The organism is Sphingomonas sp. Leaf5 (genome assembly GCF_001421155.1).
Taxonomy (GTDB): domain Bacteria; phylum Pseudomonadota; class Alphaproteobacteria; order Sphingomonadales; family Sphingomonadaceae; genus Sphingomonas.
Genome location: NZ_LMJZ01000001.1, coordinates 706,627 through 721,520 on the forward strand (window position 1 = coordinate 706,627; position 14,894 = coordinate 721,520).

General features: G+C 68.7%; 11 protein-coding genes and 1 pseudogene. 4 read left to right on the forward strand and 8 right to left on the reverse strand.

Features of this window, described 5'->3' with window-relative positions:
- Nucleotide 1 precedes the first annotated feature (1 nt).
- Entirely contained in the window at nt 2-1,786 is a 1,785-nt protein-coding gene (locus ASE50_RS03270; RefSeq protein ID WP_156347262.1) for a hypothetical protein, read from the reverse strand.
- Between the two features lie 95 nt (nt 1,787-1,881).
- Between ASE50_RS03270 and ASE50_RS03275 the strand changes: the two genes are divergently transcribed.
- Nucleotides 1,882-3,072 carry a glycosyltransferase family 2 protein gene (locus tag ASE50_RS03275; protein WP_056395371.1) on the forward strand — a complete coding sequence of 397 codons (1,191 nt, stop codon included), beginning with the start codon at nt 1,882-1,884 and terminating at the stop codon, nt 3,070-3,072.
- A 58-nt stretch (nt 3,073-3,130) separates the two neighbouring features.
- On the opposite strand, the gene ASE50_RS03280 is transcribed toward ASE50_RS03275, so the two are convergent.
- The 6 genes and pseudogenes from ASE50_RS03280 to ASE50_RS03305 all read right to left on the reverse strand — a co-directional run bounded on the left by ASE50_RS03280 (nt 3,131) and on the right by ASE50_RS03305 (nt 10,721).
- Nucleotides 3,131-3,721: a class I SAM-dependent methyltransferase gene (locus ASE50_RS03280; RefSeq protein WP_056395374.1), complete on the reverse strand. Its 591-nt coding sequence runs from the start codon at nt 3,719-3,721 to the stop codon at nt 3,131-3,133.
- Nucleotides 3,722-3,826: 105 nt separating this feature from the next.
- A complete protein-coding gene (locus ASE50_RS03285) occupies nt 3,827-5,044 on the reverse strand; it encodes an argininosuccinate synthase (protein ID WP_055998610.1) in 1,218 nt (405 codons plus the stop codon).
- Nucleotides 5,045-5,291: 247 nt separating this feature from the next.
- A pseudogene (locus tag ASE50_RS03290) lies at nt 5,292-8,691 on the reverse strand (chromosome segregation SMC family protein).
- A 46-nt stretch (nt 8,692-8,737) separates the two neighbouring features.
- Entirely contained in the window at nt 8,738-9,469 is a 732-nt protein-coding gene (locus ASE50_RS03295; protein WP_056395377.1) for a thioredoxin domain-containing protein, read from the reverse strand.
- A gap of 26 nt (nt 9,470-9,495) precedes the next feature.
- Entirely contained in the window at nt 9,496-10,188 is a 693-nt protein-coding gene (locus ASE50_RS03300; protein WP_056395383.1) for a DsbA family protein, read from the reverse strand.
- Nucleotides 10,188-10,721, reverse strand: a complete 534-nt coding sequence (locus ASE50_RS03305; RefSeq protein ID WP_056395387.1) for a DUF721 domain-containing protein — start codon at nt 10,719-10,721, stop codon at nt 10,188-10,190. Before ASE50_RS03305 ends, ASE50_RS03300 begins: the two co-directional genes overlap by 1 nt.
- A gap of 28 nt (nt 10,722-10,749) precedes the next feature.
- On the opposite strand from ASE50_RS03305, the gene ASE50_RS03310 reads away from it, so the two are divergent.
- Genes ASE50_RS03310 through nudC form a run of 3 tightly spaced genes read left to right on the forward strand, consistent with a single transcriptional unit; the run spans nt 10,750 to nt 13,948 of the window.
- Nucleotides 10,750-11,781 (forward strand): A/G-specific adenine glycosylase, encoded by a 1,032-nt coding sequence (locus tag ASE50_RS03310; protein WP_235512113.1) that lies wholly within the window; start codon nt 10,750-10,752, stop codon nt 11,779-11,781.
- Nucleotides 11,778-13,100, forward strand: a complete 1,323-nt coding sequence (locus ASE50_RS03315) for a serine hydrolase domain-containing protein (protein ID WP_056395391.1) — start codon at nt 11,778-11,780, stop codon at nt 13,098-13,100. Before ASE50_RS03310 ends, ASE50_RS03315 begins: the two co-directional genes overlap by 4 nt.
- A complete protein-coding gene (gene nudC, locus ASE50_RS03320; RefSeq protein WP_056395396.1) occupies nt 13,097-13,948 on the forward strand; it encodes an NAD(+) diphosphatase in 852 nt (283 codons plus the stop codon). Before ASE50_RS03315 ends, nudC begins: the two co-directional genes overlap by 4 nt.
- Here nudC and ASE50_RS03325 read toward each other — a convergent pair.
- Nucleotides 13,945-14,835, reverse strand: a complete 891-nt coding sequence (locus ASE50_RS03325) for a prephenate dehydratase (protein WP_056395399.1) — start codon at nt 14,833-14,835, stop codon at nt 13,945-13,947. The genes nudC and ASE50_RS03325 overlap by 4 nt on opposite strands.
- Nucleotides 14,836-14,894 lie beyond the last annotated feature (59 nt).

Below are 14,894 nucleotides of genomic sequence, written 5' to 3' on the forward strand. Positions count from 1 at the left end.
TTTAGTCGACTCTGCGATAAAGCCGGAGCGGCGTTCCGTGCAAGGGGACACGCACAAAGCCCGGCGGCGTTCCACCATGGGTCAGGACCGTGGCGAGGCTGTTCGGATAGGTTCGCTCGACCTTGATCTCCGAAAAATCGCCGGGGCAGAACATCACATAGTCGGCCCGCCACGCCCGCACGATGGGATCGCCCACGCCCGGCGGCGACAGAAAATAACGGTACATGTCCATGTTCGCACGGTCGTTGCGGTGATAGCCCGCGCCCACCGTCTTCATATGTGTTGCGCCGATCATGTACGACGCCATGTTGGTCGGTGCCATCACGACCCCTGCGGGGAGCCGGTCGACCTGTTCCCAGGTATTGCCGCTGTTGCACGCCATCTGCGGCGTCGCGTACGCCGCGCGCCCCTTGGCAAGCAGGGCGGCGGGCGGCGGGTTCAGCCAGCGATCGATATAGGACGGAACCACCAGATACGTGACGCCGGCACCGGCCAGCCAGGCGACTACAACCAGTAGCGGCCGTCCGTGTCGCCGTGCCGTAACGACCCACCCCGCGAGCAGCGGTACGCTGAGTGGTGCGCCGATATAGACGCCGCGCACCTGCGACAGCGTGATAAGTCCCGATACCAAGACGACTGCCACGATCGGTGCCCATCGCGGCCACCGTCGCGAGGCATGCCACGCGGTCCAGCCGCAGGCGACGAGGCCGGCCGCCATCAACCCCGCCAGCGACACCATGCGCCACCACAGCGTTTGCGCAAAGATGCTGTTCGCTTCGTCGATATGGGCGATGAACCGGGTGCGCAGGAACGGCGATACCTGTCCGTATGGCCCGGTCATGCAGGCGGGATAGCGCGCCAGTACCAGCGCGATCACCAGTCCGCCGAGCGACGCCCCTACCCCCAGTCGCTGCCAGGGGGACGTCAGGCGCGGTGTCAGCCATGCCAGCAACGCCAGCACACCCGATACGAGGATGATCGCGCTGGCCGAGGCGGGGGTGAAGGCATCGCACAGCGTGTCCGACCAATAGGTCGGCCGCATCGTCAGGTAGAAGACCAGCGTCAGCCCGGCGAATCCGGCCGCCAGCATCGTCAGCCGCGCCGAGTCGCGCTGCCCCCGCACCGCCCAGCCGACCGCGGCGACGCCGATCAGCGCCACGACCTGCGGCGCAGTTTCCAACCCGATCATCATGCTGCACGCCAGCGCCAGTCCGGCGATCGTTGCCGCAACGCGTCCGGGCGTCATCAGCGCCAGAACCGCGATCTGGATCACGACCACCTGCAATGCGTGATGATCGATCCGGCCGGGAATGAACAACGTCGTTCCCGGATAGGCAAGCCCGGCGAGCACCACTGCCGCCACGCCCGCACGTTCGCCCCACAGCCGCCGGGCGATCCTGGCGCCCAGCAGCATCGAGACGAACAGCAGTAGCAGCGGATAGCCGACCACCGTAACCAGTTCGGCAAGGTAGCGGCCGAAGATCGGCGTCAGGGTCAGGATCGATGCCGCCGGGATCAGGTCGTTCAGCCGCGACCAGTGCATCGGCGAGCCCATCGGCGGCGCCATGCGATATTGCGTCCAGTCGTTCATCGCCTGGCCGCCGATCCAGTCGCGAATCTGCGCGAGGCGCATCATGTCGTCGGCATCGGGCAGGATCAGCCGAGACAACCGCGCGGTATCGGCAAGCCCCCAGCTGAGCCCGAGAATCGTGACCATCGCCAGTGCGATCGCGGTTTCGATCAGGCCGGGGCGGGACATGGCGCGGGCGGGGCGTGGCGGGGTCATCGCCAGCGACGATAGCCGACAATGGTTAACCGTCTTTTCAACCTTCCGCCCTAGCTTCGTGGCATATCTGGTACAGGGGAACACGCGTGCAGGCCATGATCGTCCCGACCGCCCCGGTCGATGTCCCGCATCAACCGGCCATCGACGACATCGAACTGTCGATCGTCATGCCCTGCCTCAACGAGGCGGAGACGCTCGCACTTTGCATCCGGAAGGCCAGAACCTTCCTCGATTCCAGCGGCATTGCGGGGGAGATCATCGTCGCCGACAACGGTTCGACCGATGGGTCGCGACAGATCGCCAATGCGATGGGTGCGCGGCTGGTCGGGGTCGAGGCACGCGGCTATGGTGCCGCGCTGATCGGCGGGATCGCGGCTGCGCGCGGACGCTATGTGATCATGGGCGACGCCGATGACAGCTATGACTTCTCGGCGCTCATGCCGTTCGTCGATGCGCTGCGCGCGGGCGGCGAGCTGGTGATGGGCGATCGTTTCCGTGGCGGGATCGCCAAGGGTGCGATGCCGCTTCTGCACCGCTATCTGGGCAATCCGGTACTCAGCTTTCTCGGTCGGCACCTCTTTGATTCGTCGGTCGGCGATTTCCATTGCGGGCTGCGCGGGTTCCGCCGCGACAAGGTTCTGGCGCTCAACCTCGCCTCTCCCGGCATGGAATTCGCCAGTGAAATGGTGGTCAAGGCGGTCCTGAACCGGCTCGACGTGCGACAGGTGCCGACGACGCTTTCGCTCGATGGACGCAGCCGCGCGCCGCACCTGCGCACATGGCGTGACGGGTGGCGACACCTGCGCTTCCTGTTGACCCATGCGCCGCGGCACCTCTTCCTGTATCCGGGCACCGCGCTGGGTGCGGTCGGTGGGATCGGGGTCGCCGTCCTGTCGACGACCAGCGTCGAGCTGGGTCGCGTGGAACTGTCGGGTACGACACTGCTGTTCTGTGCGCTTGCCGCGTTTCTCGGCAGTCAGTTGATCGGGTTCGGCGCGGTCGCCCGCCTGTATGGCGTTGCGGGCAAATTGTGGCCGACCAGTACGGGCGTCGAGCGGTTCCGCCGCCACTTCACCGTCGAGCGCGGCTGTTTACTGGGCGGCGGGCTGTTCGTGATCGGGTTGGCCGGGCTGGGCGGAGCGGTGGCGATGTGGATGGGCAACAGCTTCGGTCCGATGGAACCCGTGACCATGCTGCGGCTGACCATCCCGGCGATGCTCGCGACGCTGATCGGGTTGCAGACGGTCTTCACCAGCTTCCTGATCGGGCTAATCGACCCGCGCTGATCCGTCGGCACAAGCAAAGGGCCGCGTGGGGATCGTCCACGCCGCCCTTTGCTTGATGTCAGCGCGACAGGATGGTCGCGAAATGCAGCCCACGGTCGAACGCCCAGCTGAACGGGCGGGGGTAGAGCGACAGGCGGTTACCGAATTCGCTCGGCTTGAGCGTGAGCCTGTCCCAGATCGCGCTCCATTCGCAACGCGAGAGGTAATTGTACGGCAAACGCACGCCGTGTGCGGCATTGCCGACCCAGTCCATAAAGCGCAGCGTGATCCCGGCGGCGATGCCGTCCCGCAGATGGTCTTTGAGAATGACGACCTTTGCCACGCGTGCGATTTCCGCCAGCACCGCTTCCGGGTCGTCGGTGTGGTGGAGCACGTCGACGACGATCGCCGCATCGAACGCACCGTCGGGGTGCGGAATGTTCGCACCGTCATAGGCTTCGACCGGAATGGCGGTATCGGGACGGACCAGCACGTCGATGCCGCGAATGGCGACATCGGGCCGCAGCGTCACGATCAGCGCGGCGAGATCGCCGCTGCCGCAGCCGACGTCGAGGACGCGCGCGTTTCGTGGCAGTCGGCCGGCGATCTCGCGCGCGAGGGTCGCGATGCGCCGCCCGAACACCAATTTGCCATGTACCGCACCCAGCATCACCGATTCTCCCAGTCACTCATCGGCCCACCATGGCGGTGAACCCGATGAAGAATGGTTAACGGCAGGTAGGTGCCGGAGGCGGCCGTGCCGCGGACGAAAGGCCTACCGGTCGCGCCGGCCCAGCAGGCGCAGGCGCAGCGCGTTCAGCTTGATGAAGCCGGCGGCGTCGCGCTGGTCATAGGCACCCTGATCGTCCTCGAACGTCACGACCTTTTCGCTGTACAGCGAATTGGGCGAACGGCGGCCGGTAACATGGACGCCGCCCTTGTACAGCTTCAGCCGGACTTCGCCCGACACCTTGTGCTGGCTGTGGTCGATCGCGGCCTGCAGCATCTCGCGCTCCGGCGAGAACCAGAAACCGTTATAGACCAGCTCGGCATAGCGCGGGGCCAGTTCGTCCTTCAGATGCGCGGCACCGCGGTCGAGCGTGATCTGTTCGATCGCGCGGTGCGCGGCGTGCAGGATCGTGCCGCCGGGCGTTTCGTACATGCCCCGCGACTTCATGCCGACGAAGCGGTTTTCCACGAGATCGAGCCGGCCGATGCCGTGCGCCCGGCCGAGGTCGTTCAGCTTGGCGAGCAGCGTCGCAGGGCTCATTCCTTCGCCATCGACCGCCACCGCATCGCCGCGTTCGAACGCGATGGTGACGACCTGTGGCGTATCGGGCGCGTCCTCGGGGCTGACCGTCCGCGAGAAGACATATTCTGGAACCTCGTCCCACGGGTCCTCCAGCACCTTCCCCTCGGACGAGGTGTGCAGCAGGTTGGCATCGGTCGAGAAGGGCGATTCGCCGCGCTTGTCCTTGGGCACCGGGATCTGGTGCTGTTCGGCGAAGGCGATCAGCGCGGTGCGGCTGGTCAGATCCCATTCGCGCCACGGCGCGATGACCTTGATATCGGGTTGCAGCGCGTAATAGCCGAGTTCGAAGCGGACCTGGTCGTTGCCCTTGCCGGTCGCGCCGTGGCTGACCGCGTCGGCGTTCACCTGACGCGCGATCTCGATCTGGCGCTTGGCGATCAGCGGGCGCGCGATCGAGGTGCCGAGCAGGTACAGCCCCTCATACAGCGCGTTCGAGCGCATCATCGGGAACACGAAGTCGCGGACGAATTCCTCGCGCAGGTCGTCGATGAAGATATGCTCGGGCTTGATGCCCATCAGCTCGGCCTTTTTGCGCGCCGGCTCCAGCTCTTCGCCCTGGCCGAGGTCGGCGGTGAAGGTCACGACCTCGCACTTATATTCCTGTTGCAGCCATTTCAGGATTACGCTGGTATCGAGGCCGCCCGAATAGGCGAGTACGACGCGGTTGATGGACTCGGCCATGGGCAGGCTCCTTGAGGCTCGCGATTTGATGTTGGCGCGCGACTAGGCGACAAGGGGACAGGGCGCAAGGATGCGTGGGCGGATGTCTCTCCTTGCCTCCACCACCGTTCGCTTCGAGCGCAGGTTCGAGCTTGTCGAGAACCGTAGTCGAGAAGGTGGCGCCCCAAACGACCCAGTTCTCGACGGACGCTTCTCGACAGGCTCGAAGCTGCTCGAACCAAACGGCATTAAGCCTAAGTGAGAAACCCTATTCCGCCGCCAGCAAACTGGTCGCGCCGCCCAGATCGACCGATACCAGCCGGCTGATTCCGCGTTCGATCATCGTCACGCCGAACAGGCGGTGCATGCGGCTCATCGTCGCGGCATTGTGGGTGACGATCAGGTAGCGGGTGTCGGTATCGGCGGCCATCCGGTCGAGCAGGTCGCAGAAGCGGTCGATATTGGCATCGTCGAGCGGTGCGTCGACTTCGTCGAGGACGCAGATCGGCGCGGGATTGGTCAGAAACAATGCGAAGATCAGCGCGACGGCGGTCAGCGCCTGTTCGCCGCCTGACAGCAAGGTCAGCGATTGCAGACGCTTGCCCGGCGGCTGGGCGAGGATTTCGAGGCCTGCTTCCAGGGGATCGTCCGAATCGATCAGTTCGAGCCGGGCCTGCCCGCCATCGAACAGCGCACCGAACAGCCGGCGGAAATGTGCGTCCACTGCGTCGAACGCTGCCAGCAGGCGTTGTCGTCCTTCGCGGTTCAGCGTGCCGATCGATCCGCGCAGCCGCTGGACCGCCTCGGCCAGATCGGCGCGTTCGGCGGCGGTTTCGCCCTGTGCGGCCTCCAGCTCTGCCAATTCGGTCTCGGCGATCAGGTTGACCGGGCCGATCCGGTCGCGATCGGCGAGCAACCGGTCATGCGCTGCGGTCTCGGCCGCCGCGTCGCCGACCTCGGCCCCGACGAAGCCGATGCGTGGCAAGAGCGGCGGGGGGCATTGGAAACGCTCGCCCGAAAGCCGGCCCGTTTCCAAGCGGCGTTGTTCATGCCCCTCGGCACGCGCCGATGCGCCGGCGCGGGTTTCGCGGGCGGCGGCGAGCGTTTCGGCAATGCCGCTCACGATGCGCTCGGCGGCACGCAGGCGCGCGTCGGCGGCCTGTTCGGCGGCAGCGGCCTCGGCAGCCGCCGCGCGCAACCGGGTGAAGTCGCTTTCGATCCGCGCCAGTTCGGCGGCGAGCGCGGCGGGCCGATCGCGCAGGGCATCGCGGTCGGCGGCGATGGTCGTCATGCGGTCGTCGATCTCGGCGATCCGACCGGCGGCGTCGGCGGCGCGGGCATGCCACGACGCGATCTCGCTGGCAGCCGCCCCGGCACGCTCACGGTCGCGGACCAGCGCGGCGTCGAGGGTCGACCGGTCGGCGCGGGCGTCGGCGACGCGCACGCGGGCGGCATCGGCTTGCGCCAGCGAACCGGCGACCCTTGCGGCGGCCATGGTCCGGTCGGGCAGTTGCGCGACCGCAGCGGCGGCGCGGTCCGCATCGGCCAGCGTTTCGGCAAGGTCGCCGCGCAGACGGTGCAGGCGGGCCGCGACATCGTCGGCGCGCGCCTGTGCCCGTTCGATCACGGCGGCAGCGCGGTCTTCGGCACGGGCGGCATCGCGGGCGACGGTCTCGGCAGCGTCGAGCGCCCGGCGGGCAGCGGTCAGGGCCGCGCGCGCTTCGGCGATTGCGACATCGGCCGAATGGAGCGCGGCATCGGCGACGTCGCGTCGATCGACCAGCGCCCGTCGCCCCTCGCGCAACAGGCGCAGCCGGTTGGTTCGTGCCAGTCGTTCCGCCGCCGCCGCCCCCGATCCGGCGCGGCTGCGCAAACCGTCCCAGCGGCGCAGCGCCCCGTCGAGCGTCACCAGCCGCTGCCCGACCGCCAGGGGCGTACCCTCGTCACGTTCGACGACCAGGATTTGCGCCAGTCGCCGGGCGAGGAGCGGGGCGGTGACATGCGCCGACAGCCGGCCGACCCCGATCGGTATCGCCGGCCCATCGGTTGGGCCATCGTCGCCCTGCCAATGGCGATCGTCGGCCGGATCGCTGCCGGCGTCGAGATCGTCGCCCAGCGCCGCCGCCAATGCCGCTTCGAAGCCCGGTTCGACCACGACCGAATCGATGATCCGGGCGCGCCCGCCCCGGCGGAGCGCACGGTCGAGTGCCGCAATCTCGCTGTCGATCGCGGCGAGTTCGGCGGCAGCGGCGGCACGGTCCGACTGGGCGCGATCCCGTGCTTCCTGCGCGGACCGGTCGGCGGCTTCGGCATGGGTGATCGCCGCGCGGGCAGTGTCTGCGTCGGTCAGCGCCGCCGCCCGACGTTCGGCCGCCGCCGTGCGTTCCGCGAACAACGGGGCGACCGCCGACAGCGCCCCCTGTTCGGCAAGCAGCCGCGCTTCGTCGCGCCGGACGCGGTCGAGCCGGGCGCGGGCGGCATCGTGCGCGGCGGTGGCGACGCGCGCTTCGGCCAGTTCGGCGGCCTGTGCCGCAAGTGCTTCGGCATGCGCGCTGTCGGCCATTGCGGCGGCGTGGGTCGCTGCATCGAGCGCGGTATCGAGTTCGGGCAGGCGGGGTGGCTCCGGCCAGCGTGTCGGCCAGTCGCGTACGTTCGGCTTCGAGTCGTGCGACGGCCGTTTCGGCGTCGCCGGCCAGCGCCGCCTCGCGCGCCCGGTCCTCGGTCAGGCGCGCCGCCTGTGCGGTGAGGTCGGCCAGTCGCCGGGTCGCGGCATTGGCCTGTGCCTGCACCCGTTCGCGGGCATGGCCGACATCGCCGACCTGCTGGCGCAGGCGTTCGGCATCGGCGCGAGCGGTGGCGAGCGTCTGCGTGGCGGCGGACAGTTCGCCGGCGGCCTGCCCCTGCGCCCCGGCCTGACCGGCGACCAGCGCCTCGGCGGCCTTCGCTTCCGCCGTCGCTGCATCGGCCGCCGCCACCGCGTCGCGCCAACGGGCATAGAGCGCCCGCGCCTCCGCCACCCGGATCGCATCGGTCAGTTCGCGGTAGCGCGCGGCGACCCGCGCCTGCCGCCGGAGCGTTGTGGCGCGGGCATCCTGTTCGTGCGCCATCTCGCCCAGCCGGTCGAGATTGGCTTCGGTCGCGCGCAGCTTGCCCTCGGCATCCCTGCGCCGAACGTGCAGCCCGGCGATGCCGGCCGCTTCCTCCAGCATCGCGCGGCGTTCGGCGGGGCGGGCGGCGATGACCGCGCCGATGCGGTTCTGGCTGACCAGCGCGGGCGAATGCGCGCCGGTCGCGGCGTCGGCGAACAGCAGCGACACGTCCTTGGCCCGCACGTCGCGCCCGTTGATGCGATAGGCGGAACCGGCACCGCGTTCGATCCGGCGGACGATCTCGACCTCGTCGCCATTCGCGTCTTCGGCAAGGATCGCGACCTCGGCGAAGTCGCGTTGCGGGCGGGTGGCGGTGCCGGCGAAGATGACGTCGTCCATGCCGGCACCGCGCAGCGATTTCGCGCTGTTCTCACCCATGGTCCAGCGCAACGCTTCGAGCAGGTTCGACTTGCCGCAGCCATTGGGGCCGACCACGCCGGTCAGCCCGGCCTCGATCACCAGATCGGCGGGATCGACGAAGCTCTTGAACCCGCCGAGCCGCAGCCGCCGGAGCGTCAGCCCCGGCGCGCGGGGGATGGCCGCGTCATCCGGCGCGGCCATGGGGTCAGGCGCCGGCGGCCTTCAGCGCCGCTTCGATCTGTGGCCAGCTGACCGCATTCTCGACCTTTTCGCCGTTGATCAGGAAGGTCGGGGTGCCGGTGACGACCGAACCGCCCTCTTCGGTGATCTTGACGACCTGTTGCAGCAGCGTCTGGTCGGCGAGGCACTGGCGTGCCTTTGCTTCCGGTACGCCGCGCTGCTTGACGAAATCGACGAAGCCGGCGGCATCCGCCCATGCCGACACCGCCTGCAATGGCGGGATCGACTGGAGCCGCGCCTGTTCGGCCTGCGGCAGTGCCTGCATCCGGTCGAGCGTGGCGGCCTGATCCTGATACATCGCTTCGAGCAGCGGGAAGAAGGTCGCCGTTCCGTTGCACCGGCCGAGGACCGCCGCGGCGAGATCGGGCGCGCCATGGACCGCGAAGTCGCGGAATTCGAAGCTCACCTTGCCGGTCGAGACATAGTTGTTGATGAGCGGTTCGTTGCCTTCGCGACCGAATGCGCCGCACGTCGGGCAGGTGCGCGAGCCATATTCGAGCAGCTTCACCGCCGCTTGCGGGTTGCCGATGCGATACCCGCCCTCGGGGGTGACCGCGACCATGTCGGACCATTTCTGTCCGGCGGGCGCGGCGACATTGGCGACCGGCGCGGCGGCGCTGCCATTGCCGCCGGTATCACCGCCGCCGCCACAGGCCGACAGCGAAGCAAGCGCGATCAGGGGAAGTGCGAAACGCATGGGGAATACTCTCTTGCGAACGGGGGTTATTTGGCGGTGAGCAGCGGCTTCAGGGTCGCCCAGTCATGGACGTCGGCCTTTTGACCGTTGACCTCGAAGCTGGGCGTACCGGCGATACCGGCGGACTGCGCCGCTTCGGCGATGGCGATGACCCGCTTCTGCGCGGCTTCGTCGTTCAGGCAGGCGGTGATCTTCGCATCGTCGAGGCCGTGGCCGCGCATCAGTGCACGCAGACCGGTCGCCTCGGCCAGCTGTTGCAGGCGGATCGCGATCGTCGCGGCGCGGGTCTGCGCGGCGGGCGTCTGGGCAAAGGCATCGGCTTTGTCGAGCATCGTCGCCTGCTGCGCCATGATCGCGTCATGCGCGGCGATGAAGCGGTTCGGACCGCCGCAGCGCACGAGCAACGCCGCCGCGAGGTCGAGCGCGTCGCGCGGCAGCGTGCGATATTCGACCCGCACCTTTCCCGACCGCAGCAACGCCGGCAGCTCGGCCCTCGCATCCTTGGCGAAGGCGGCGCAATGCGGGCAAGTATAGCTGGCCCATTCGACCAGCTGCACCCGCGCCATCGGGTTGCCGACGACGATCCCGCCGGTCGGCAGCATCGTGACGTTGGTCGACCAGTCGCGGCCGGCGATGGCACGGGCCGGTGCCTGCGCCTTGGCCGGGGGCATGCCGAACAGCGCCAGCAGGAACGAACAGACGAGAATGAGGATGCGCATCAGCGGACCTTGCCAAGAATCGGAATGGCGGGGGGCGGCGGGGCGGCGACGGCACCGGCCAGCGCGGCAAGCACCGCGCGCAGTTCGGGATCGGCGATGTCGCGGATCGATTCGCCCATATCGGCCGGGATCGGCAGCGGATCGCGCCGGACCGGGATCGCGCGGCGCGGACGGACCTCGCCATGCCGGAATTGCAACCGGGCGACGGCGGGATAGCCGAAGAACCGGTTGACCCGTTCGACGATCTCCGGCGCGATATGCTGCATCATCGTGCCGTGCGCGCCCGATACGGTCAGCGTCAGCGTACCATCGGCGCGCTTGCCCGGCGGGAAGCGGATCGATTCGGGCGCGGATACGCGGGCGAAGCGTTCGCCGACGATCTCTCCCCAGCGGCTGACTACCGCCGACTGCACGAACCCGAATTTGCGGAAGGCCGCACCGCCGATATCGGGCAGCAATTCGGCCACGGCGCGCGCGCCGCCACGGCGGCGGGGTTCGGGAATCGTCGCATGGGGGCGGGGACGCGTCGTCATTGTCGCCACCCCATGCCATAGAGCCGCGGTGGACGCCAAGCATCTCTCTGTCGCCGAACGGTTGCTCGACTGGTACGACCGCCATCATCGCAGCCTGCCATGGCGGAGCCCGCCCGGCGCCCCGCCGCCCGATCCGTATCGCGTGTGGATGTCCGAAGTGATGCTGCAACAGACGCAGGTCGCGACCGTCCGGCCGTATTTCCTGAGCTGGACGGCGCGCTGGCCGTCGTTCGCGGCGCTGGCGGCGGCGGCGGATGCCGATGTCATGGCGGCATGGGCCGGGCTCGGATATTATGCGCGGGCACGCAATCTGCTGGCGTGCGCACGGGTCGTCGCGGCGCGGGGCGCGCTGCCCGATACCGAGACTGGCTTACGCGCCCTGCCGGGGATCGGCGACTATACCGCCGCCGCAATCGCCGCGATCGCGTTCGGGCGGCGGGCGGTGGTGGTCGATGCCAATGTCGAGCGCGTCGTCTCGCGGCTGTTCGCGATTGCTCAGGCTTTGCCCGCCGCCCGGCCGGCGATCCGCGCCGCGACCGATACGATCACGCCCGACGACCGCGCGGGCGATTTCGCGCAGGCGATGATGGATCTGGGGTCGATGGTATGCACGGTGCGGGGGCCGCGCTGCCTGCTTTGCCCGCTGCGCGACGATTGTGCCGCATTCCAAGCGGCCACGCCCGAAGCCTTTCCGGTCAAGGCGGCGAAGAAGGCCAAGCCGCAACGTTATGGCACGCTGTTCTGGGCGGAACGCGACGGGCGGGTGTTGCTGGTCCGGCGGCCGGACAAGGGGCTGTTGGGCGGGATGCGCGCGTTGCCGACCGGGCCATGGGTCGACAGCGATCCGGGGACGGCGGGTGCGCCCTTTGCTGCCGACTGGCGCAGCATCGGGTTGGTTCGCCACGGTTTCACCCATTTCGATCTTGCCTGCACGGTCATGGTGGCGGATGCAGGCGACGAACCCGTGCAGGGCGAATGGTGGCCGGTGGCGGAGATCGCCGATGCCGGGCTGCCGACGCTGTTCGCGCGGGCGATAGCGGTGGTGGAGGGAATGCGATGACGATCGGACGATGGGCGCACGGATCGATGGCGCTGGCGGTGCTGCTGGCGCAACCGGTGGCGGCCTTTGCGCAGGCGGCACCGCCCCGCGCACCGGCCGCTCCCGCGACGCGCTCGCTGCCAGCGACCGGGGCGATGGTCAAAACCTATGTCACGGACAAGAAGGTTCCGGGCATGGTCGTGGTCGTCGGCGGTCCGACGTGGACCAGCGCCCACGCCGCCGGACGCACCGCCGCCGATTCGAGCGCCCCTGCGGCCACTGTCGATACGCTGTGGCGCGTCTATTCGATGACCAAGCCGATCACCGGCATTGCGGCGATGATGCTGGTCGAGGACGGCAAGCTGAAGCTCGATCAGCCGATCAGCGACTTCATCCCCGCGTTCAAGTCGATGAAGGTGCTGACCGATCCCGACAACAGCCTTGCCAGCCGTGCGGCGACCAAACCGATCACGGTCCGCAACCTGCTGACCCATACCGCCGGGCTTGGCTATACCATCGTGACCAAGGGGCCGCTGCTCAAGGAATATGAGCGGTTGGGCATCGTGCCGGCAGCGATCAACGCCCAGACCGAGGTCGCGATGGCACAGGCGCGGCCCAAATCGCTGGAAGAATTCGCCAACCGGGTCGCTTCGCTGCCGCTGATCGCCGAGCCGGGGACGAAATGGAGCTATTCGATCGGTCTCGACGTGATGGGCCGGGTGATCGAGGTCGCGAGCGGCATGTCGTTCGAGCGTTTCCTGCAAACGCGGATGTTCGACCCGCTCGGCATGACGTCGACCTATTGGCAGGTGCCGGAGCGCGAGAAAGCGCGGCTGGCGACCAACTATGCGTGGGCCGGCGACACGCTGGCCCCGGTCGATCCGGCGGCAACGTCGGTCTGGTTGCAGAAGCCGAGCTTTCCCTATGGCGGCGCTGGGCTGGCGATGTCGGCGCGGGATTACGACCGGTTCCTGCACATGTTGCAGAATGGCGGGACGCTGGACGGCAAGCGGGTGATGAAGGCGGAAACGGTCGCGCTGGCGATGTCGAACCTGCTGCCCGACGGCGTCACCTTCGGCGGGGTCGATGGCGCGACCGGCGGGCAGGCGGGGCCGAAAATGGGCTTCGGTGCGGGCGGTTCGGTCTATCTGGAAACGCTGCCGGGGCGGCCGGGCAAGGGCACCTATGGCTGGGGCGGCGCGGCGGGCACCGTCGCGTTCGTCGATCCGGTGCGGCAACTTCGGGGAACGGTGATGGTCAATTATTTCCCGGCCGATCGTTTCCCGCTGCGCGAGGATCTAGTGAAGGCGCTGGCGAGCGATCTCGCGGGCGCACGATGATCGGTTTTACCGGCGCGACGCTGGAACGGGTCGATCACGAGCGCGACGATCCGGCGGCATTCGCGCGGGCGCTGGCGCATCCGGGCGCGCGGTTGCTGGTGCTGGACGGGCTTGCGCCGCCGGTCGAGGGCGATCGACTGGCGTTGGCGCCGATGGACCCGGCGCGGGGCGACGCGTTGCTGCTCGGCAATCTGGACGGCGCGCCGTTGTTCGCGATCGGCGACGGCATCGCGACCGCACCGGCGATGCGATCGCCGACGCTGATGACGACGCTGGCCGCCATGCCGGTGGGCGAGGCGGCGCTGTACGGCATCGCCCGCAGCCTGATCGACTGGCACGTCCGGCACGGCTTCTGCGCGAATTGCGGGCAGGCGACGGCGGTGTCGCGGGCGGGGTGGGCGCGCGCGTGCGGCACCTGCGCCGCACAGCATTTTCCGCGTACCGATCCGGTGGTCATCATGGCGGTCGAACATGGCGACCGGGTGCTGCTGGGGCGGCAACCGAGCTGGCCGCCGGGGCGATATTCGACGCTCGCCGGGTTCGTCGAGGTCGGCGAATCGATCGAGGAAGCGGTGGCGCGCGAGGTGCTGGAGGAAGCGGGCGTGCGCGTCGGCGCGGTACGCTATGTCGCCAGCCAGCCGTGGCCGTTCCCGTCGCAGCTGATGATCGGGTGCATCGCCGTCGCCAAGGACGATTTGTTGCGGGTGGACACCGCCGAGCTGGAGGACGCGTTCTGGGCGACGCGGCAGGAGGTGCGGGCGGTGCTGGCCGGGGAGACCGGGCGGTTCATCGCGCCGCCGACCTATGCGATCGCGCATAGTTTGCTGGCGGCGTGGGCCGGCTTCTAACCCCGCTCGCGCGCGCGTCCGTAGCTGCCCAGCAGCCGCATGCTCTTGGTATGGAACGCCAATTCCTCAAGCGCGCGGTCGACATGGGGTTCGCCCGGTCGCCCTTCGATATCGCAGAAGAATTCGGTCGCGGCGAAGGTGCCGCCGCGCTGATAGCTTTCCAGCTTGGTCATGTTGACGCCGTTGGTCGCGAAACCGCCCATCGCCTTGTACAGGGCGGCGGGCACGTTCTTCACCTCGAACACCAGCGTCGTCATGCAGGGCCCGGCGGGCAATTCCGATGCGGCGGCGCGGGCGAGGACGACGAAGCGGGTGGTGTTGTGATCGGCGTCGGCGATGTCGTCGGCCAGCACCTGCAATCCGTACAGCGTCGCCGCGGCGGGCGGCGCGAGGGCGGCGACGGACGGGTCGGCCATCGCCGCCGCCGACGCTGCCGCGCCCGCCGTGTCGGGATGCGCCACCGGTTCGATGCCGCGCGCGCCGAGCCAGTGGCGGCATTGGCCGAGCGCCTGTTCGTGGCTCATCGCCTGGCGCACCGCCTCGATCGGACCGAGGCCCAGCAGCGCGTGCCGGATCGGCAGGAAATGTTCGCCGGTGATGACCAGCCCCGATTCGGGCAGCAGGAAATGAATGTCGGCGACGCGACCGTGCAGCGAATTTTCGATCGGAATGATCGCGCAGTCGGCCTTGCCCGAACGCACCGCGTCGATTGCATCGGCAAAGCCGAAACAGGGCAGGGGCAGCGCGTCGGGAAACGCCTGTACCAGCGCAACGTGCGAATTGGCGCCGGGCGCGCCCTGAAACGCCACGGCGCGATGCGGTTCGCGGGCGGCGGCTTCGGTCATCTGCGCGACAAGGGGACGCGCCGGTGCGGCGTATTTCTGCATGGGGGGCGGCGGATATCGCTCGCGGCGGCAACCGGCAAGCCCGTCTTGCCAGTAATCAA

Coding starts and splice junctions, on each gene's coding strand:
- ASE50_RS03270 (WP_156347262.1), bottom strand. CDS start 1,786: ATGACCCCGCCACGCCCCGCCCGCGCCATGTCCCGCCCCGGCCTGATC.
- ASE50_RS03275 (WP_056395371.1), top strand. CDS start 1,882: ATGATCGTCCCGACCGCCCCGGTCGATGTCCCGCATCAACCGGCCATC.
- ASE50_RS03280 (WP_056395374.1), bottom strand. CDS start 3,721: ATGCTGGGTGCGGTACATGGCAAATTGGTGTTCGGGCGGCGCATCGCG.
- ASE50_RS03285 (WP_055998610.1), bottom strand. CDS start 5,044: ATGGCCGAGTCCATCAACCGCGTCGTACTCGCCTATTCGGGCGGCCTC.
- ASE50_RS03295 (WP_056395377.1), bottom strand. CDS start 9,469: ATGCGTTTCGCACTTCCCCTGATCGCGCTTGCTTCGCTGTCGGCCTGT.
- ASE50_RS03300 (WP_056395383.1), bottom strand. CDS start 10,188: ATGCGCATCCTCATTCTCGTCTGTTCGTTCCTGCTGGCGCTGTTCGGC.
- ASE50_RS03305 (WP_056395387.1), bottom strand. CDS start 10,721: ATGACGACGCGTCCCCGCCCCCATGCGACGATTCCCGAACCCCGCCGC.
- ASE50_RS03315 (WP_056395391.1), top strand. CDS start 11,778: ATGACGATCGGACGATGGGCGCACGGATCGATGGCGCTGGCGGTGCTG.
- nudC (WP_056395396.1), top strand. CDS start 13,097: ATGATCGGTTTTACCGGCGCGACGCTGGAACGGGTCGATCACGAGCGC.
- ASE50_RS03325 (WP_056395399.1), bottom strand. CDS start 14,835: ATGCAGAAATACGCCGCACCGGCGCGTCCCCTTGTCGCGCAGATGACC.